The following is a 19,407-nucleotide window of genomic DNA, read 5'->3' on the forward strand; positions in this document are numbered from 1 at the left end:
GACAGGCATGCGGGACAGGCAGCGGGAGAACTGGAGCGGCTGACGGGAATCGAACCCGCGTATCAAGCTTGGGAAGCTAGCGCTCTACCATTGAGCTACAGCCGCAGCGCCGCAGCGGGATGGTCCAGGATCCTGGGCCGCTCCTGCGGAACAACGAAACTTACCTTACCCCAGCCGGGGGACTTCCCAGAACAGCGACGCCGAGTCCCCGGATTGCGCTATCCCGCTTGAGGTGGCCAGGTGGAGAGTGCCCCGGCGCAATCGCCCCTTGCCGGGCAACGATCCCGTTTAGCGCGGCGACGTCGACTCACGCTCGGCTCCTGACACCGACCCGTCCCCGGCCGCCGCGCTCCGATGTCGGCACCGGACCAGCCGGTGGATTATCAGGTAGTCCTATCTCAGCTCCGGGTGTCCGCCGAGTAGTCATCACGTCCAATAGGGGTAGGACCCACTCGTGTGCCGCCAATAATCATCTATTTTACTTGGGGAGACCACAGCCAACCCAGTTGCTAGAAGGTCTCTCTATGTTTAATCAGGCGTTCGAGGCTGTCCATCTTTCGGTGCTTTCGGATGGACTTTGCCGATCCGCTTCCGTGCACGTCGAAGCAAATCGTCCGAGTTATACCGATCCTTTCCTGTCTTCAGGTAACCGGTCATGAGCGAACTCAAACATCGCCGTCCTTTCCGCGCACCGACGCACCTGGCGGCCCCAACCCGGCCCTTTGAACGAACTCACGTCTCCGCCCGGCCCCTACATTCGGTTTGGGATGACGAATCGCGGATTGACATTTCGGCGTCGAGGAGGGCCGTCACCCAAACCTGGAGAAAGTTTGCGAACCGCCTCCGAATTGCGGATTCGTCAGCCATTCTGGTCGCGGTCGCGTCGGCCTACGTGCTCCGGTTCGGTGCCGATGCGCCGACTTCCTTCGGGGACAACTCTGAGGCGAGATATCTCGTGGTCTCCGTGCTGCTGTTGGTGGCCTGGATCGCCGTCCTTGAGGTTTACCCCACCCGCGACAACCGTACCTTCGGAGTCGGAGCCGTCGAGTACAAGCGAGTGGCGCAGGCAACCCTCAAACTCTTCGGTGCTCTGGCCATAGCGATGGTCTTTGTCCGGGTCGACGTGGTGCGTGGCTACTTCGCCGTGGCACTGCCCCTGGGGCTCATCCTTCTCACGGGCGACCGCTGGATATGGCGAAAGTGGCTTAATCGGAGGCGGACCGAGGGCAAGTACCTTTCCAAGGTGATCGTGATAGGGGAAGCGGCCGACGTCGAGTACGTGATCAACCAGATCGAGAAGAACCCAGCGGCCGGCTACCAAACGGCCGGGGTGGCGCTACCAACGCTCGACAAGTCCATGGAGCTTCGGCCTCCATGGTACAAAATTCCTGTCGTATCCACCCTGACCGATGTCTCGCGGATGGTGGAAGTAGCCGGCGCGGACGCTGTCATCGTCGCAGGACCCGTCCCGGGCGGTAGCAAGTACATCCGGGAATTAGGGTGGAAACTCGAGGCTTCCGGAACCGAGCTCGTCCTGGCCTCCAGCCTCACGAACGTTGCAGGTCCCAGAATCCACTGGCGGCCGGTCGACGGGTTGCCCCTTGTTCACGTGGAGCTGCCCCAGTACGCCGGCGGCAAGCACGTCTTGAAGCGGGTCGTCGACATCGCCGTTGCTTCGATGGCGTTGCTGGTCTTGTCCCCCGTGTTGCTCGCGCTCGCAGTCATCGTCAAACGGGATAGCGCCGGCCCCATTATTTTCCGCCAGCTGCGTGCGGGCCGGAACGGGGTTCCCTTCCACATGTTGAAATTCCGGTCGATGGTTCAAACGGCAGAGACGGATTTGGAATCGCTTCGGGAACTCAATGAAGGTGCGGGTCTGCTATTCAAGATCCGCAACGATCCGCGGGTTACCAAATGCGGCCGCTGGATGCGCAAGTACTCGCTGGACGAGCTTCCCCAATTTTGGAATGTGCTGACTGGCGAAATGAGCTTGGTTGGCCCGCGGCCGCCGCTGCCTAGCGAAGTCGAACGCTACGAGAGGTTTACCAACCGGCGGCTCCTCATCAAGCCCGGAATCACCGGACTGTGGCAAATCAATGGCCGGTCCACCCTCCCCTGGGAGGAGAGCATCCGTCTGGACCTCTATTACGTCGAGAACTGGTCGCTCACCGGCGACCTGATCATCATGTGGAGGACCTTCAGAGCCCTGCGCAGCCCGGCCGGCGCCTTCTAAAGGAGAAACCCATGACGACACGAATCGGCTACGCGGCCGGCGCTTTTGATCTATTCCACGTTGGCCACCTAAACCTGCTGCGCCAAGCGAGGGCACACTGTGATTTCCTGATCGCCGGTGTCGTCTCGGATGAACTCCTGGTCGCGTCCAAAGGCCGTCCGCCGGTGATTCCCCTGGCGGAGCGCCTCGAAATCGTCCGCCAGATCCGATACGTCGACGACGCAATAGCTGAGACTCTTCCACACAAGATTGACACCTGGCGGCGCCGTCCCTTCGACATCCTCTTCAAGGGCGACGACTGGAGGGACACGCCCAAAGGTCTCGCCCTGGAACTGGAGTTTGCCGCTGTTGGGGTGGAGGTTGTCTATTTCCCGTACACGATGCACACATCCAGCACCTCTCTAAGGAGAACCCTGGAACTCCTGAATGCGGGACGCCAGGAGCGAGCGACTCTTCAGAGTTTGCCCTAGACGCCACTTCGCCCGATCAACTCGGATAGTTGCCGGTCTCAGCAAAGGTTCCAATCCATTGCACGGTCTTTATCCATAGCTAGGTCTCGATCAACAAAATAGAAACTTCCCGGGGGGAAAAGTGAAGGAATCAACTCCTAAGCGTGCTGGATTGCGCATCGCATTAGTCGGTACGCGGGGCGTACCCGCACACTATGGCGGGTTTGAAACCTGCGTGGAGGAAGTGGGACGCAGGCTTGCCGAGCGAGGGCATCTGGTAACCGTCTACTGCCGAACCGGAAACGGAGCGGACAACGGCGCAAGAGAATTCGAGGGCATGCGGCTTGTGCATCTGCCGGCCCTCCGACGGCGCTCACTCGAAACACTCAGCCACACCGGGCTGTCGGTAGCCCACCTTTTGGGCCGAAGGGCAGACGCCACGATTGTCTTCAATGCGGCCAACGCGCCTTGGCTCCCGCTACTCAGGCTGGCCAAGCTGCCGGTCGCCACGCACATGGACGGCCTGGAATGGAAGCGCGCAAAATGGGGACCGGTCGGGAAGCGATATTACCGCTGGGCTGAAAGCTTTGCCGTGCGGTTCTCCAATGCCTTGATCGCCGATGCCGCCGGAATCCGCGACTACTACCGGACGACCTTCGATGCCGCGACGGAACTGATTTCCTACGGTGCACCGCTACTGCCACCGAAACAGCCCACTCGCTTGGCCTCGGTCGGCCTGGTTGCGGGCCAATACCACTTGGTGGTCGCCCGGCTGGAGCCGGAAAATCACGTCCACACGATTGTGGAAGGCTACGTCCGCAGCAATGCCCGGCTTCCGCTGGTCGTCGTCGGTTCCACGCCGTACGGCCATGAGTACAACCAGCAGGTACAGGAATCTGCGGACGCGAGAGTGAAATTCCTCGGCGGCGTGTGGGACCAGACGCTTCTGGACGAGCTATACGCCAACGCCCTGGTGTACTGGCACGGACACTCGGTGGGAGGCACCAACCCCTCGCTGCTCCGGGCAATCGGCGCCGGCGCGGCGACGAACGCCTTCGATGTGAACTTCAACCGCGAGGTACTCGGTTCGGCAGGCAGATATTTCCAGAGTCCGGACGACGTCGCACAGTTGGCGGAGGAGTCGGAAGCACACCCCGGCAGAATCCGGTTTAGGGCGGAACACGGGCGGCAGATCGCCGCCGAGTATGACTGGGACGTTGTAGCCGACGGTTACGAGGCCCTCTGCTATGCGCTGGCTTCCCGCACCCTCACCCGCGCTCAAGGCCGCGGACGCAACACGAGAGCCGCGAGGGTCAGCCAGGTCCGGGACGAAAGTCGGGTGGCCTCTTGAGCCCCGGAAGCACGCAGCAGACAGGGGCATCTCTGTCGCGGCCCAGTTTCCACGAAACTATGGCGGCGCTTGGCGCTGCCCAGAAGGCCCCTGCCGCGGGGGCTCCACCGTATTCAATCCTGGTCAACCGGAGGCTGGGCCGATATGCCGCCGCGCTGACATATCGGGTGAAAATGACACCAAATCAGGTCACCTGCATTAGCGCGGTCTTCACCTTCGGGGGAATCTTTCTGCTGGCGCTGGCCAACCCAGAGTGGTGGGTTGGGGTCACGGTCTGGGTTGCCTTGGCGCTCGGATACATCTTCGATTCAGCCGACGGGCAGTTGGCACGCCTCCGGGGCGGCGGGTCTGTAGCTGGTGAGTGGTTGGACCACGTAGTGGACAGCACGAAGATCGTAAGTTTGCACCTCGCGGTTCTGGTGGTGGCGTTCCGCCATTTCCATCTTCATCCGGAAGCTTGGTTCCTGGTGCCCATCGGCTACGCCATCGTCGGGACGGTTTCGTTCTTCGCCATGATCCTCAATGACCAGCTCAAGGCGATCGTCCTCCTCAAATCCGGCCGGCAGGCCATCCGGAGGCGGGGATCGGCAGTCAAGTCCGTCCTCCTGGCCCCTACGGACTACGGCGTGCTGTGTTTGCTTTTCATCCTACTGGGCGCACCGCTTCTCTTCTTCAGCATCTATTCCTTGTTTTTCGCCGCCAACACCGTGCACCTTGTTCTGGCTTCAGCCCGGTGGTTCGGCGATATGAAAAGCCTGTCAGTGTCCCAACCGATCTCGACTCGGAGCGAATCATGAACAGCACGAAAACCAAAGGAAACCCTTCTCCCGAAGACTGGAGAAGGAAGAAGACCCTGGCCATCGGACTTGCCTTGGTCGGGATTCTGGTCGGTGGCGGTATCTGGGGATCCAGCCTGTCTGCCCCCGGCACACCCGCAAGCGCGGTGGACGCGACACAGGCCGGGGCCGCCGGGCCCGCGGGAACGCCGGCGCCGACTGCGCGGGCGACCGCGGCCTCCCCTGGAACGGCTACAGCACCGGTTCCCCTCCCCTCCAAAGACGCGAGCACTGCCGGAACACCCGCGGCAGCTGCTAACGGAAGATCCGAGGCAGAACTTGCGGCCACGCCGCAGCTCGTCTCCGCGCCTGTAGCGTTCACCGACTCAGCGGCGCTTCTGCCGGGGGTGAGTGCCTCAGTCTCCGGCTTTCAAGCGGTCACAGGAGAGGCTTCAGGACCCGGCGAGATAGCCGGCCCGGCGGTTCGATTTACGGTTTCCGTTCATAACCAGTCCGAGAAGTCCGTGTCGCTAGAAGGCGCGCTTATCAACGTCGATTACGGAGGCGGCCTTATCCCTGCGCTGCAGTTGAGCGGACCAGGGGCGACGAGATTTCCCGCATCCCTTGATGCGGGTGCTACGGCCTCCGCCGTTTACGTGTTCCTACTACCCCTGGACCAGCGTGACCAGGTTCGTATTTACCTGAATTACGAAGTTTCTTCACCCATTGCAGCTTTTGCCGGGTCCATCACAACGTCTGAGGGGAAGTCATGAGCATCGAACCGAGATTCGATAGTGTTCCGGCGCGACCGCGCGGGGACAAGAATCATCCATCTAGTGCGCCACCGCGAGGATTGACAGTGCGGTCTGTGTTGGAAGTCACTAAGAGACTGCTCGTGCTCGGGGTGTCCGTCGCAATGATGCTGGCTATCGCGGTTTTGCCGGTTCCGGCTGCCACGGCGGACACTGCGCCCTTGGATCCGGCCAACCCGGCCACGCCACCCACGGTCTCTGCGGATGCGTTGCCGACGGTCCAGATTAATGGTGTGGCGTGGCAGCAGCTCGTGGTTGGCAATACCGTGTATGTGGTCGGAAACTTCACGACGGCGCGGCCTGCCGGGTCCGCGCCGGGCACCAACACGGTGGTGCGGAACAACATTCTGGCGTATGACATCACAACCGGTAAGCTCAATACGACGTTCGTGGCGAACCTGAACGCCCAGGCGAAAGCCATCACCGTCTCCCCAGACGGTTCCCGGATCTATGTCGCCGGGGCTTTTACCCAGGTCAATGGTGTGTCGAGGCCGTACGTGGCGGCACTGAACCCGGTCACCGGGGCATTGATCACAAGCTTCGCGCCGAATGTAAATTCGCGCGTCTATGCCCTGGCGGCCACGAACACTGCTGTCTTCATGGGCGGCTGGTTCAGCGGCGTCGGTTCGGTCAGCCGGCCGCATCTTGCCGCAGTCCGCGCCTCCGACGCCGGGCTGCTTGGCTGGAATCCAGTGGTGGCGGGCGGGGATGTAAACAACATGGTGATTTCCCCTGACGGCACCAAGGTCGTGGTCGGAGGTAATTTCACGAGCATCAATGGTTCAAGCAATCCGGGGTATGGCATGGCTGCCCTGGACACGTCGACTGGGGTGCTGCTCCCGTGGGCCGTGAACAGTCTGGTACGCAATGGTGGAACGCAGGCTTCAATCTATAGCCTCACGTCCGACGGTACGAATGTGTACGGGACCGGCTATGTGTTCGGGTCGGGCGGCAATCTTGAAGGTGCGTTCTCTGCAAGTTGGAATGGGGGGGAGCTCAACTGGGTGCAGGACTGCCACGGTGATTCGTACGGAGTCTACGCCTCGGATACGGCGGTCTACACGGTGAGTCATGATCACTATTGCGGCAATATCGGCGGCTTCCCTCAGACCGACCCGAAGTGGACCTTCCACCACGCATTGGCTTTCAGCAAGGCAGCAACGGGTACTATAACGGCAGATCCGTATGGCTACTATAACTACGAAGGTACCCCCCGGCCCTCTTTGCTGCCGTGGTTCCCGGACCTTGACGTCGGGTCGTTTACGGGCCAGAGCCAGGCAGCCTGGACGATCAACGGAAATTCCCAGTACGTAATTTTGGGCGGGGAGTTTCCCACAGTTAATGGAACTGCGCAACAGGGTCTCGTGCGTTTTGCCACCAAGAACATCGCCCCAAATAGGCAGGGGCCCGTACTGACCGGAAGTGCCATGAATCCCACCGTACTGTCACTTGCGGCCGGATCTGTCCGCGTCGCCTGGCAGGCGAACTGGGACAAGGACAATGAAAACCTTAAGTATGACGTCATCCGTGACGATCATCAGACCACTCCTATTTTCACCACGACCAAGGCCTCCACTTTCTGGAAACGGGCGGCAATGGGCTTTCAGGACACTGGGCTCGTGCCTGGCTCGACCCACAGCTACCGCATCTTCGTTACCGACCCGTTCGGGAACATAGCCAGGTCGGACGGAGTCACGGTAACAGTCGCCTCCGCTGGAAGTATGAGTGCTTATGCCACTGACGTTTTGGCCGATGGTGCCGGCAGCTACTGGCGGCTCGGCGAAGGCAGCGGCAGCTCCCTCGTTGATTGGGCCGGCTGGGCCGACGCCGTCGCAGGGACAGGCGTGACGCGAGGAACGCCCGGCGCCATAACTGGTGACACCAACACGGCAACCACCTTTGATGGCACAGTGAGCGGCTCTGCCGCCACTCAAACATCGATTCCGGGTCCGGACGTCTTCAGCGCGGAGACCTGGATTAACACCACGACGACGTCGGGCGGAAAGATTCTTGGGTTTGGTAACAACCCCACGGGTAATTCCAACAACTACGACCGTCATATCTATATGGACAACGCAGGCCACATCTACTTCGGCGTCTACACCGGCTCGACCGATACATTGCGCACCGCCGGTACATACAATGACGGCCAGTGGCATCAGATAGCGGCCAGCCTCGGGGCCAACGGAATGATCCTGTATGTGGACGGAAAGCGAGTCGGCCAACGCGGCGATGTGACACAAGGCCAGCCGTATACCGGATATTGGAGGATCGGCGGGGACAACATCTCAAGCTGGCCAGGCGGCCCCTCAAGCGATTACTTCCAGGGCGCCATTGACGAAGTGTCAATCTACCCGGCCGTCATCACGCTCGAACAGGTGCAGAAGCACTTCACCGACTCTGGCCGCACTTTGAACATTCCCGTCGCGCCGGCCGATAAATACGGCAAAGCCGTGTTCCAAGCGGCACCCGATTTGTACTGGAGGCTCGGAGAGAGCAGCGGGACTACCGCGGCAGACAGCAGCCCCTCGGATAATCCTGGCACCTATGTCGACGGTGTGACTCTTGGTGGCCCCCCCGGGGTTGCCGGGACGACCAACACTTCGGCCACGTTCAATGGGACGTCCGGACTTCTGTCCAGCGCAAATGTATTTGTAAATCCGACAACGTATTCGGAGGAACTCTGGTTCAACACGACCACGCAACAAGGCGGCAAGCTGATCGGCTTTGGTGACCAGCCAACAGGGCTTTCGAACGGTTACGATCGCCACGTCTATATGGAGTCCAACGGCGCCTTGACCTTTGGAGTCTGGACGGGGCAGACAAACACCATAACGTCGCCGCAGCCTTACAACGACGGACTGTGGCACCACATGGTGGCGACACAATCTTCAGGGGGGATGAAGCTATACGTAGATGGAACCCTCGTCGGAACTAACCCCCAGACGCAGGCCCAGGTCTATTCCGGGTACTGGCGGGTCGGTAGCGATAGGACCTGGGGTCCGCAGCCATACTTCGCCGGGGCAATCGACGAAGTAGCGGTCTATCCAGTTGCGCTTTCCGACGCCGACGTCGCCAACCACTTCGCGCTAGGAAGCGCTGGGCAGCCGGCGAATCAGTCGCCGGTGGCGGCGTTTACGTCCTCGGCGGTGAATCTGGCGGCGTCGTTTGATGGGTCGGGTTCTTCTGATCCGGATGGCACGGTTGTTTCGTATGGTTGGGATTTCGGTGACGGGACTGCGGCGGGTTCGGGTGTGTCTCCTTCGCACACGTATGCTGCTGCGGGCACGTTCCAGGTGAAGCTGACGGTGACGGATAACCAGGGCGGCACGGGTTCGGTGACGAAGCCGGTGACGGTCACGGCGGCGAATCAGTCGCCGGTGGCGGCGTTTACGTCCTCGGCGGTGAATCTGGCGGCGTCGTTTGATGGGTCGGGTTCTTCTGATCCGGATGGCACGGTTGTTTCGTATGGTTGGGATTTCGGTGACGGGACTGCGGCGGGTTCGGGTGTGTCTCCTTCGCACACGTATGCTGCTGCGGGCACGTTCCAGGTGAAGCTGACGGTGACGGATAACCAGGGCGGCACGGGTTCGGTGACGAAGCCGGTGACGGTCACGGCGGCGAATCAGTCGCCGGTGGCGGCGTTTACGTCCTCGGCGGTGAATCTGGCGGCGTCGTTTGATGGGTCGGGTTCTTCTGATCCGGATGGCACGGTTGTTTCGTATGGTTGGGATTTCGGTGACGGGACTGCGGCGGGTTCGGGTGTGTCTCCTTCGCACACGTATGCTGCTGCGGGCACGTTCCAGGTGAAGCTGACGGTGACGGATAACCAGGGCGGCACGGGTTCGGTGACGAAGCCGGTGACGGTCACGGCGGCGAATCAGTCGCCGGTGGCGGCGTTTACGTCCTCGGCGGTGAATCTGGCGGCGTCGTTTGATGGGTCGGGTTCTTCTGATCCGGATGGCACGGTTGTTTCGTATGGTTGGGATTTCGGTGACGGGACTGCGGCGGGTTCGGGTGTGTCTCCTTCGCACACGTATGCTGCTGCGGGCACGTTCCAGGTGAAGCTGACGGTGACGGATAACCAGGGCGGCACGGGTTCGGTGACGAAGCCGGTGACGGTCACGGCGGCGAATCAGTCGCCGGTGGCGGCGTTTACGTCCTCCGCGGTGAATCTGGCGGCGTCGTTTGATGGGTCGGGTTCTTCTGATCCGGATGGCACGGTTGTTTCGTATGGTTGGGATTTCGGTGACGGGACTGCGGCGGGTTCGGGTGTGTCTCCTTCGCACACGTATGCTGCTGCGGGCACGTTCCAGGTGAAGCTGACGGTGACGGATAACCAGGGCGGCACGGGTTCGGTGACGAAGCCGGTGACGGTCACGGCGGCGAATCAGTCGCCGGTGGCGGCGTTTACGTCCTCGGCGGTGAATCTGGCGGCGTCGTTTGATGGGTCGGGTTCTTCTGATCCGGATGGCACGGTTGTTTCGTATGGTTGGGATTTCGGTGACGGGACTGCGGCGGGTTCGGGTGTGTCTCCTTCGCACACGTATGCTGCTGCGGGCACGTTCCAGGTGAAGCTGACGGTGACGGATAACCAGGGCGGCACGGGTTCGGTGACGAAGCCGGTGACGGTCACGGCGGCACCGCTGGCTCAGGACGGGTTCGCTCGAATCGTAGCCAATGGTTTCGGGAAAGCCGATGTGGGCGGTAACTGGAGTACCTCAGGGGGAAATGCCAACTTCGCCGTGAACAATGGCAGCGGCAAGATGATCACGGCCAAGGGCGTACAGCTCACGGCGACCCTCGGATCCGTTTCGTCTACGTCGTCTGATACCCAGGTCCAGCTGTCGCTGGACAAGCTGTCGGACGGGGGCGGATTCTTCACAACCGTCATCGGCCGCCGCGTATCAGGGGCGGGGGATTACCTGGCAAAGATCTGGATCTCAAAGTCCGGGGCGATGACGTTGGATCTGAAGTCCACGGCGGGAGGAACTGAGACCACCCTAAAGAGCATCACGGTGCCGGGCCTGACCTACACAGCGGGCATGCAACTGGCGGTCCGACTGCAGGTCTCCGGGATCTCACCGACGACCCTACGTGCCAAGGTGTGGAACACGGCCGTTGCCGAACCCACAGCCTGGCAGGTGACGGCAACGGACGCCGCAATTGCCATGCAAAGCGCCGGATCCGTGGGCGTGATGACGTATCTTTCTGGCACCGCAACCAACGGCCCTGTCACACTGTCCCTTACCAACTGGGTGACTAGGAGAGTGGAGTGATCGACCCGGCATAGCAAAACTGCACCGACGGCTGGTCCGGATCCTCTTCGAGGGTCCGGACCAGCCGTGTTTTTTGCCGCGAGGAGATCCCGGCAGCGCCCGATCTTTGCCGGGGCCGCGACCATCGGAGGAGAACGGCGGAGTCGATCAGTGGCCGCCCGCGGTTGTCGCACGGTTAATATCCGTCGTACGGCCCGCGGAGAGCGGCCTCAAGGTCCAGATTGCACAAATCGGAAAGTACAACTTGTGGCTGCTGAGGGTGATCCTGGATGGCCAGCAGATTTGATCGAATATTTCATCCCGTGTAGTGTGACCGTTTGCAGCAAAAGTATGCTTTTCGCGTACCTGTAAACTGCAAATTGGTCTCTGGTTGTGTTATAGCGTCCCGCTGGGGGAACGGTCTGAGGACGGCGTCAACGTTCGTCTTCGCTGAGTGTATTTACCCACGGCCTGCAAGCTCGTTGATACCCGGCGGGCTTGTCTTGGTTGCCATCATCCACGAGGAGCCCCTAATTGACGCGCAAAATAGACGATCCCCCCGGCGACGGCTGGCCAAAGCAATTAGTAGCTCCCCTGATCTGCGCTGTATCTCTCGCGATGGCAGCAGTCAGCCTGGCTCCTGCCGCCAACGCGGCAGTCACCCGCCCCGAAAGTGCCTTCACAACGTCCTCCGAAGTTGCCCGCGACACTTTTAGCCGCACTTCCCTGGCCGGCTGGGGCAACGCCGAAACCGGAGGCACCTATGCAATGGACAACCCGGCCAAGGCGGGTCTCACCGTTGCGAACGGCACAGCCAGGGTAAATGGACTGCCGCCAGGGCAGTCACTGTCTGCCGTGCTGCCCGCGGTCTCTGCGACCGATGTCAACGTCCAAGGGGCGCTGATGTTACCTTCGGTTCCCTCGGGTCAATTCGGCTTATACCACGCCCTCGATGTTCGCCGGCAGAGCTCCGGTTCCGCCTACCGGGGGCGCCTGGAGGTGATGAGTGGGGGCAAGTTATTCCTTGCCGTCTCGAAGATTGCCAACGGGACTGACGTAAATCTGGGAAAAGTGCAGTTGCCGCAGTTCCTGAGCGCCAACCAAAAGGCCCATATCGAATTCAGTGTCACGGGTACGTCTTCTGTGTCCATACAAGGACGCGCCTGGCTTGACGGAAGCGCGGTCCCGAACTGGCAGCTATCGGTCGCGGACACTTCCGCCACTCGGATCGCCAGTGCGGGAGCCGTTGGTATCTGGGAGTACATGTCTGGCGGCAACTCGACGCCGGTCAGTACTGTCCTGGACGACTTGCACGTCGTTAACATCGGAGCCACTCCGGCTCCGGCCCCGGCCCCGGCACCGGCACCCGCACCGGCTCCGGCCCCGGCCCCGGCACCGGCACCCGCACCGGCTCCGGCCCCGGCCCCGGCCCCGGCCCCACAACTGGGACGTGGAGCATCCGCCGTGGGTTCGGCTGTGTACGCCGCGCCCGCCGACGCAATATATGTCGACGTCGCCAAGGGCACGGATTCACAACCGGGCAGCCAGGCTGCTCCCTTGAAGACCCTTGCTAGCGCCGTCGCTCATGCAAAGTCCGGCCAGGTCATAGTGCTGCGAAAAGGCACCTACAACGAGTCGGTCACAATTCCGTCCAACAAGTCGCTGACGATTCAGTCTTACCCCAACGAGGCTGTTTGGTTGGACGGGTCCGTGCCGGTGGCTTCCTGGCAGAAATCGGGTGCCACCTGGCTCGCATCAGGATGGACCCCCGAGTTCTCGAATTCCATGGACGGTGTAGCAGACAACCCGAGATACGTGAATTCGGCGAAGCCCATGGCGGCCCGGCCGGACCAAGTGTTCTTGGACGGGGTCTCGCTCAAGCAGGTCGGGTCCGCTGCTCAGGTGGTTGTGGGGACGTTCTACGTGGATAACGCAGCCAATACGATCCGGCTCGGGAGCGATCCCGCGGGGCACGACGTGCGGGCCAGCAATCTGGGCCAGGCCATCTACTCTTCAGCCACTAAAACCACGCTGCAGGGATTCGGGGTGCGCCGCTACGCCACGCCTTATGAGTCCCGCGCCGCCATTGTCCTGGCCGCCACGTCCGCCGCGGCCCGGAATCTCACCGTCGTTGACAACGCCATGATCGGCATTGCAATTCAAAACAACGACAGCATCGCCGAACGCGTCACCGCGCAACGAAACGGCATGCTGGGCATCGGTGTCAATGCCGCCTACGGTCTGGTTATCAAGGACTCGATTGTTTCGTTCAACAATGCCGAGGGATTCAAGCCGGAGCCGGTCGCGGGAGGAATCAAGGTGACTCGTTCGCGTGGCATTAAGATTGTCAACAACGACACCAGCAATAACCAGGGCAGTACCGGGATTTGGTTGGATGAGTCCGTCAACACTGCAAACGTCTCCAATAACACCTCGTCCTCAAACGGGATCAACGGCATTGAAATCGAAATATCCGATACCGCGATCGTTGCAAACAACGAGACCAACGGCCAAGAGACCGGAATCCTCATTTACAACACGGGAAATGTAAAGGTCTTCAACAATAACATAGGCGGAAACCGACTGTTCGGGGTCAAGTTGGCCCAAGATGAACGCCGGCAGGCAGTCTCGAGCTTCGCCGGACAAGACCCGCGCCAACCGGCCGTCGATCCGACAACTCCGTGGCTGACACGCAACATTACGATATCTAACAATGTATACGGGAACGGGGGCCGCTTTCAGTTCTATGCGCTTGACGGCGTCACCAAGATTCCCGTGGATAACATGAATGTCGTAATTACAGGAAACCTTTTTAACAAGCGAGTTGTCACAACGGACCCGACAATGGTTGCGTGGGGCGGCAATGACGGAGTTACTCTTGCGCGCTACGAAACCCCCGCCGCTCTAGCCGCCGCCAAGGGTGCAAGCTGGAAGAATGCCAGCACCAACACCAGCGTCCCGATTGACCAGATGGCAGCTCTGGCAGCGAAGTCGACCGCCATCGCTGTTCCGCTGCCACAGGACGTGGCCACGGCGATCGGCAAGCCTGCAGGCAGCACAGTGGTCGGGCGCTACTAAGCCGGAACTAGGCCTGTGCGGCCCGGTCCGGCCAGCGGTCACGGTACACGCCGCACTCGCGGCGTGCCGTGGCCTCTGGTCCGCGCACCCAGCGACGAGCAGGGAATACAAGCCCTTGCGGGCCCCGAAGGATGTTGTGAGGCCGCTTCGACTCCTCCCGGGATGCAACCTAGATCGGCTCCGACGCGAGTGCCGCCGCCCTACGTCGTTTCAGGTCCCTATTCACGTACCAGATGTTCGGGCCGATCTGGCAGACAGCTACGGAAATGGCCGAACCGACGATAGGGCCGCCAGCGCCTAATAGGCCGATCAGCCACCAAGAGAGACATAGGTTTAAAGGAACCATAATGAAGATCGGAATGGTTTGAAAGCGGAGTCCCTGGTGATCTGTCATGTACATACCTACCGGGTATTTTGCTGCCTGCAGGCCAACGAACACAACGAATCCGAAAATCAGCCAGTTGTCGAGCTGAATTTTTCCGCCGGAGATGAAATCCACTACCAAGGGTGAAAGCGCGGCTAGAACGATCCCCAGCCCCACGCCGCCCGTAGCAAACCAGAGAGTCGGAATCAACGGAGACTCCACCCGGGACGCGGAGCGGGCTTTGGCGTATATAGGCCAGAAGGCGATTCCTGCGGCAGCAACGGTTTGGATGACGATTCCGTACAATTGGGATCCCAGGTTGTACTGGGCCAATTCGCTCCCCGCTGTCAAATGGCTGAGCAAAAGGCGATCTGTCTGCATCGCCACGGGCAACGCGATCATCTGAAGAAGCATAGGCCAGGCCAGATGGGCTGCCCGGACTCCATGATGGCGCCTGACGTGGGGAATTGCACGAATAGCGGACTTGAGCTGAGGCGAGATAAGACGCCCTGCAATGATCAGGCAGATAAGAGAATTTACGGCATTTGCAATGTAGGAAAACGTTGCCAGGAAACTTTCTGCGGGGGCTGCGATTCCCACGGTGATGAGAACGGCGGTCAAAATGAGTGGCGCTACAACAATCTGACTCATGACCTGGACGTTTGTCCGCTCAAGGCCGACGAGAATGCGCTGACCGATCGATAACGGGAGCGCCAGGCCAAAGAGCGCCAGGCAGGCGCAGGCCGCAACGGCGCCCTCCCCCGGGAGGAGGCCATTCCCCAGAATGGTAGGCCACCAACCGAGCCAATAGACCGCAAACGAAATAACGATCAAGAGCAGACCTGAGACCAGGAGGATACGCATGGCCGTGAGAATCGCGCCGAGCACATACTCGTCGGTCTTAGGCTTCGACGACCCCGCCACAGCGTTGATAACGACCGCAGCGATGCCAAGGTCCGCGAAGGGCAGCAGGCTCGGGATCGATGACAGCAATCCGTATTGTGCATAGGCGTCCGTGCCGAAATGGGCGATTATCAGTTGACTGGTTACGATGCCCAGCAGCCCCGAAACTCCCATAACCGCGACTTTGGTCGCTGCCGTGCCGCCCACTGTTGCCAGCAGGCCTCGGCGTCCGGCCGAACGGTCCTGTTCGGACTTCCGATCAAGTCTGGTAGGCACGTGAATCCGTCTCAAAAAGCCACGAATCGGCGGCCAGACGTCCGTCTAGCTGCGGCAGCGTGGCGATGACGTCGCTGCGCCGCGCGGCCCGGAGCAACTGGTCTTTGATCGCTTCTCCCAAGGCACCGGCGGAACACCCAGCTGCCACCACGGAATGACCATGCTCTGTCAGCCACGATGCCAGTCCCGTCTCGGTCGTCGTGACGACCGAACAACCATGCGCCAAGCCTTCGACGATGGGAAGCCCCACCTGCTCACGCCAGATCGGCGTGGACTGCGAGGGCAGGACAAGCACTTGGGCGTGCCGCAAATGGCGGTGGATTTCACTGCGAGGCGGGTCGATGACAACGTCGATACTGCTATCCGCCGCAGCGCTGGCGAGAGCCTTGTTGACCAGGGCTCCTTTGCCGACGATAGTGAGCCGGGCTGCCGGGTCCGAGTTCCGAACCGAGGGCCAAGCTTCGAGTAGAAGGGGAAACCCCTTGCGTTGCGACAAGTCCCCCAAATAGATCACTCGATGGGGGTCACTGAACTGTTCGGGCTCGCATGAACAAGCGGCGGGAACGGCGGGGATGAGCACCTCCGTACGGCGGTCAGATTGCGGCAATAGCCCGTGATATGTGTCCCGCGCGGCCGCAGTGCCAAAGGCCAGCCGGTCCACTCTCTTCCAGACAATGGCCGCGAGTCGCCGCTCGACTACCTTGCGCAGTGAGGACTTCCACGTGGGGCGCAGGCGCTGCGGATACGGGTCGCTGTTGCCAATGGCATAGCTCACCACCAGCACGCGCCTGCCGCCGAGCAGCCTTCGGGCAGCCAATGCCAATAGCGCAACCGCCGTGCCCGGAAGGCTGGATAGCATCAGTGGTTCGTTGACCTCCAGAGCGGTCACGTCGGAGCGGGCGAGGATCAGTGCCGCCCTGAGCGGGCTGGCCTCGATCAGTTCCAGGCCACGAGCCAGGTCTGCGTCAAAATCGTAACGCCGCTCGCGATAGATTATTGCGGCCGGCGTCAGCTGATGGGCGCGCTCCAGATGGGCGGTGCGGATCGACTCATATAGCCGGGCGCGTTTGAGTTTCATCCGGACCATTGCCATAGTTCCACCCCCACGTTCGCTGTTCGGAATCGGGTCATCTCTTGAACCAGGCCGCCAGCGCCGGAGTGCCGTGCTGCAAGGATTCGCGCAGCGCCCATGCACCTAGCCCGGCGTCGGCGTACGCGTCGAGGATGCGGGCTGTAAGATCCCCCCGGTCCAACAACGGCGGGGGGCCGTCGTCGACGCCGTCTCCCAAGCCGGCGTGACCGTCGTGGGAGAGGAGGATAGCCCCCGGAGCCGCCCCGGTCATGGCTTTCTGGACGCGGTCGGCCTGGGACGCCACCTTGGAATCCCAGCTGGTCGCCCCCCACATGACGGGCATGAGTCCGGCGGACCGGACAGCGCGCCAAGTAGCCAGTGTCTGCCGGCCATACGGGGGACGGACCCATTCGACCCGCTTACCTGTCAGGTCTTCGAGTTCGGAACGGCCATCCTTGGTCCGTTGCGAGACTTCGCGGGAGGAGAAGCCGGTCAGCCGTTGATGATCAAGTCCGTGGAGGGCGATCTCGTGGCCCGCGGCTGCGACCTCTGCCAGGAGGCCGGGATGACGGCGGGCCCGGCTGAGCAGAACGAAGAACGTGGCGCTGAGCTGCCGCTCATCCAGCACCTGCAGGATTCTGTCAGTTCCGCCGGGTTCCGGACCGTCGTCGTACGTCAGGACAATGTTCGGAACTGCCGTATTGACGGCGACGATGGAGCCGACAAAAGCGGAATGGGCGCGGATAACGGGCTTCACGACCCGGCTTACGATCCGCCTCACTTCTTTCATCGGCTACCGCCCTGTCTGCCGGGATTGCGCCCGTTTCATCCACGGGCGCAAATGCGCTTCCCGCGAGTACTCGAGGTAGGCGACTCCGACTCCTCCGGCCAGCATGCCGGCCCCGCGATAGGCGGTGCGCAACCCTCGGGCCTGATGGCGTTGGGAATCGGCTATCACCCCGAAACCGAAACGTAGCGAACCGCCGCACATGCGCAGCATGCCGCGCACAACGGATCGCAGGCGTGCCGTGCTCTTGTGCATGGCCCTTTGCGTCGAATGGATGTCGACCAAAGCGGCTGAATTTCCATGGCTCCACGCTCTCCGGAGAACCCATTCACGGGTGGTGCGTTCCGCCGGAACAAAATCGGTGGCCACGGATTCGTCGCACCAAAGGATCGTTCCCCCCGCCCGCACCAGCAACCTGCTGAAAAGCGTGTCCTCGCCCCCCGTGAGGCCGAAGCTGTCGTTGAAACGCACGCCGGCCTTCCGGATTTGGTGCATGTCGAGGAGTAAATTTCCTGCGGCTGCCGTCGGTATCACGGTCCCCGTCGGCATCCGCCGTCGACGGAAGAAGGCGCCCGCGGCGATCCACGGGTCAAGTTCAGCTTCGAACTGCGAGACCACCCTCCCCATGACAGCAGCAGGGTTGGTCTTCCGCCACGTGTCCAACAGCGGTTCGAGCCAATGTTCTTGCGGCTCCTCGTCGTCATCGATGAACACAAGCAAATCATGGTGCTCAGCTTCATCTAATGCCCGATTTCGACCGGCGGAGATGCCGGGCATTGGTTCGGCCACGTATCGGATCAATTCCGAGTTTAAGGCTATGACAGTATCCTGGGCGCTTTCCGCCGGATCATTGTCAATAACAACGATGCTGGGCGAAATTGAGCGGTCTGAGTCCTGGGCGAGTTTTGTCACGTGCTCGAGCATGGTTTCCAGACCGCGCTTAAGCGTGGTGGGCCTCCGATACGTCAGCACTGCAACGAGAAGCGACTGCGGCTTCATGGGCGCATGGCCTTCTGTAGTTGAGGCGCCTGGCCGGCGGCATAAGCCACTGCCTTTTCGTAGGCTTCCTTGTGCGCAGACGAGCCGTTGCGCCAGTCTCGCCGTCCAAGGTCCGGGCGAGTGTGCGAGGCATCCTCTGCGAGGGACGCCAATGTTTGGAGGATACTCTCCGGTGTCAGCGCGCCGGTGTACTGAAATACCCAGCCCGGGCCTACCTCTTCGGATAACGCATGGTTGACTTCGTTGGCGGGAACCAGCACCGGCCGATCCAACGACAGGGCGGCCAACGCTCCCCCCGAATTGTGCATGAATCGGTAGGGGAGGACCACGAGCTCTGAACTGGTAATGGTGTCAACGAGTTCCGCGTCGGAGACATATTCCAAATTCAGGAGGATGCGGTCATCCCCATAGGACAAGGCCGCGATCTTCTCGCCGATTTCCCGGGTGGAGGGATTGCCTCCCAGCCGAAGTGAGAGTCCGGGGTGGGATATCGTTGTCTGTCGAAAGGCCTTGATCAGATCCTCAACGCCCTTGTATCGCCGTATCAGCCCTACGTATCCGATTCGGCCCGGTATCTTTTCTGACTTCGGAAACCGGGAAAACCAGTCACGATAGTGGCCGTGCGGGATTGTGACGCTGGGCTTCTCCGTTGGAAGCGGCGTTTCGGAGTTGAGGCGAACATAAAGCGTAGTTCGGCGGTTTATCAGGCGCAGCAGCCATACCTCAAGGACGGAGATGTCGCTTGGGATTCCGATGTTATGAACGGTCCGCACGATGGGGGTCTTCGTGAGAGCGAGCCGGCCCAATAGGGCCGCGGTGAGCACCTGTCGAACCAGTTTCTTTAGCGGGTTGTGTCCACTGACCAGAATCTCGGGCCAGTGAACGTGGAAAACGTCGTACTTTCCGAGGAGCGCCACGCGCCAATTAAAGTTCACCACGGTCACTCCCGGCAGTTCCTGTAGCCCGCGGGCCAGCTGAACAAGGTACGGGTTGGTCGTGGAACGCGGCACCGGGAAAGACTGCAGGACAGCGAGTGAACTGTTCAATAG

At 61.1% G+C, this 19,407-nt stretch carries 11 protein-coding genes and 1 tRNA gene; 6 read left to right on the forward strand and 6 right to left on the reverse strand.

Features of this window, described 5'->3' with window-relative positions:
- Nucleotides 1-31: 31 nt before the first annotated feature.
- Nucleotides 32-105: transfer RNA gene (locus ACZ5Z0_RS10605), tRNA-Gly, on the reverse strand.
- Between the two features lie 550 nt (nt 106-655).
- Between ACZ5Z0_RS10605 and ACZ5Z0_RS10610 the strand changes: the two genes are divergently transcribed.
- The 6 genes from ACZ5Z0_RS10610 to ACZ5Z0_RS10635 all read left to right on the forward strand — a co-directional run bounded on the left by ACZ5Z0_RS10610 (nt 656) and on the right by ACZ5Z0_RS10635 (nt 13,957).
- The gene (locus ACZ5Z0_RS10610; RefSeq protein WP_464108379.1) at nt 656-2,233 is read left to right on the forward strand and encodes a sugar transferase; all 1,578 of its coding nucleotides are present in this window, start codon (nt 656-658) and stop codon (nt 2,231-2,233) included.
- Nucleotides 2,234-2,244: 11 nt separating this feature from the next.
- On the forward strand, nt 2,245-2,703 hold the full coding sequence (locus ACZ5Z0_RS10615) for an FAD synthase family protein (RefSeq protein ID WP_464108380.1): 459 nt from the start codon (nt 2,245-2,247) through the stop codon (nt 2,701-2,703).
- Nucleotides 2,704-2,824: 121 nt separating this feature from the next.
- Nucleotides 2,825-4,033, forward strand: a complete 1,209-nt coding sequence (locus tag ACZ5Z0_RS10620) for a DUF1972 domain-containing protein (RefSeq protein WP_464108381.1) — start codon at nt 2,825-2,827, stop codon at nt 4,031-4,033.
- 173 nt (nt 4,034-4,206) lie between these two features.
- On the forward strand, nt 4,207-4,830 hold the full coding sequence (locus ACZ5Z0_RS10625) for a CDP-alcohol phosphatidyltransferase family protein (protein ID WP_464108382.1): 624 nt from the start codon (nt 4,207-4,209) through the stop codon (nt 4,828-4,830).
- 847 nt (nt 4,831-5,677) lie between these two features.
- On the forward strand, nt 5,678-10,900 hold the full coding sequence (locus ACZ5Z0_RS10630; RefSeq protein ID WP_464108383.1) for a PKD domain-containing protein: 5,223 nt from the start codon (nt 5,678-5,680) through the stop codon (nt 10,898-10,900).
- Between the two features lie 513 nt (nt 10,901-11,413).
- The gene (locus tag ACZ5Z0_RS10635; RefSeq protein ID WP_464108384.1) at nt 11,414-13,957 is read left to right on the forward strand and encodes a right-handed parallel beta-helix repeat-containing protein; all 2,544 of its coding nucleotides are present in this window, start codon (nt 11,414-11,416) and stop codon (nt 13,955-13,957) included.
- 169 nt (nt 13,958-14,126) lie between these two features.
- On the opposite strand, the gene ACZ5Z0_RS10640 is transcribed toward ACZ5Z0_RS10635, so the two are convergent.
- From ACZ5Z0_RS10640 to ACZ5Z0_RS10660, 5 genes are read right to left on the reverse strand one after another with little or no spacing between them, the layout of a single operon-like run.
- On the reverse strand, nt 14,127-15,500 hold the full coding sequence (locus ACZ5Z0_RS10640) for an MATE family efflux transporter (RefSeq protein ID WP_464108385.1): 1,374 nt from the start codon (nt 15,498-15,500) through the stop codon (nt 14,127-14,129).
- A complete protein-coding gene (locus tag ACZ5Z0_RS10645) occupies nt 15,484-16,578 on the reverse strand; it encodes a glycosyltransferase family 4 protein (RefSeq protein WP_464108386.1) in 1,095 nt (364 codons plus the stop codon). The genes ACZ5Z0_RS10640 and ACZ5Z0_RS10645 overlap by 17 nt, the downstream gene beginning before the upstream one ends.
- Before the next feature lie 49 nt (nt 16,579-16,627).
- Nucleotides 16,628-17,329, reverse strand: coding sequence for a polysaccharide deacetylase family protein (locus ACZ5Z0_RS10650; protein ID WP_464108387.1), 702 nt, complete (start codon nt 17,327-17,329; stop codon nt 16,628-16,630).
- A gap of 36 nt (nt 17,330-17,365) precedes the next feature.
- Nucleotides 17,366-18,358 carry a glycosyltransferase family 2 protein gene (locus tag ACZ5Z0_RS10655; protein ID WP_464108388.1) on the reverse strand — a complete coding sequence of 331 codons (993 nt, stop codon included), beginning with the start codon at nt 18,356-18,358 and terminating at the stop codon, nt 17,366-17,368.
- A complete protein-coding gene (locus tag ACZ5Z0_RS10660; RefSeq protein ID WP_464108389.1) occupies nt 18,355-19,404 on the reverse strand; it encodes a glycosyltransferase family protein in 1,050 nt (349 codons plus the stop codon). Before ACZ5Z0_RS10660 ends, ACZ5Z0_RS10655 begins: the two co-directional genes overlap by 4 nt.
- Nucleotides 19,405-19,407 lie beyond the last annotated feature (3 nt).

The sequence above is a fragment of the Arthrobacter sp. T2-23 genome (genome assembly GCF_055398325.1).

What these genes read in the sequence shown, in the direction of transcription:
- ACZ5Z0_RS10610 (WP_464108379.1), top strand. Translation starts at nt 656, where the DNA reads ATGAGCGAACTCAAACATCGCCGTCCTTTCCGCGCACCGACGCACCTG.
- ACZ5Z0_RS10615 (WP_464108380.1), top strand. Translation starts at nt 2,245, where the DNA reads ATGACGACACGAATCGGCTACGCGGCCGGCGCTTTTGATCTATTCCAC.
- ACZ5Z0_RS10625 (WP_464108382.1), top strand. Translation starts at nt 4,207, where the DNA reads ATGACACCAAATCAGGTCACCTGCATTAGCGCGGTCTTCACCTTCGGG.
- ACZ5Z0_RS10645 (WP_464108386.1), bottom strand. Translation starts at nt 16,578, where the DNA reads ATGAAACTCAAACGCGCCCGGCTATATGAGTCGATCCGCACCGCCCAT.
- ACZ5Z0_RS10655 (WP_464108388.1), bottom strand. Translation starts at nt 18,358, where the DNA reads ATGAAGCCGCAGTCGCTTCTCGTTGCAGTGCTGACGTATCGGAGGCCC.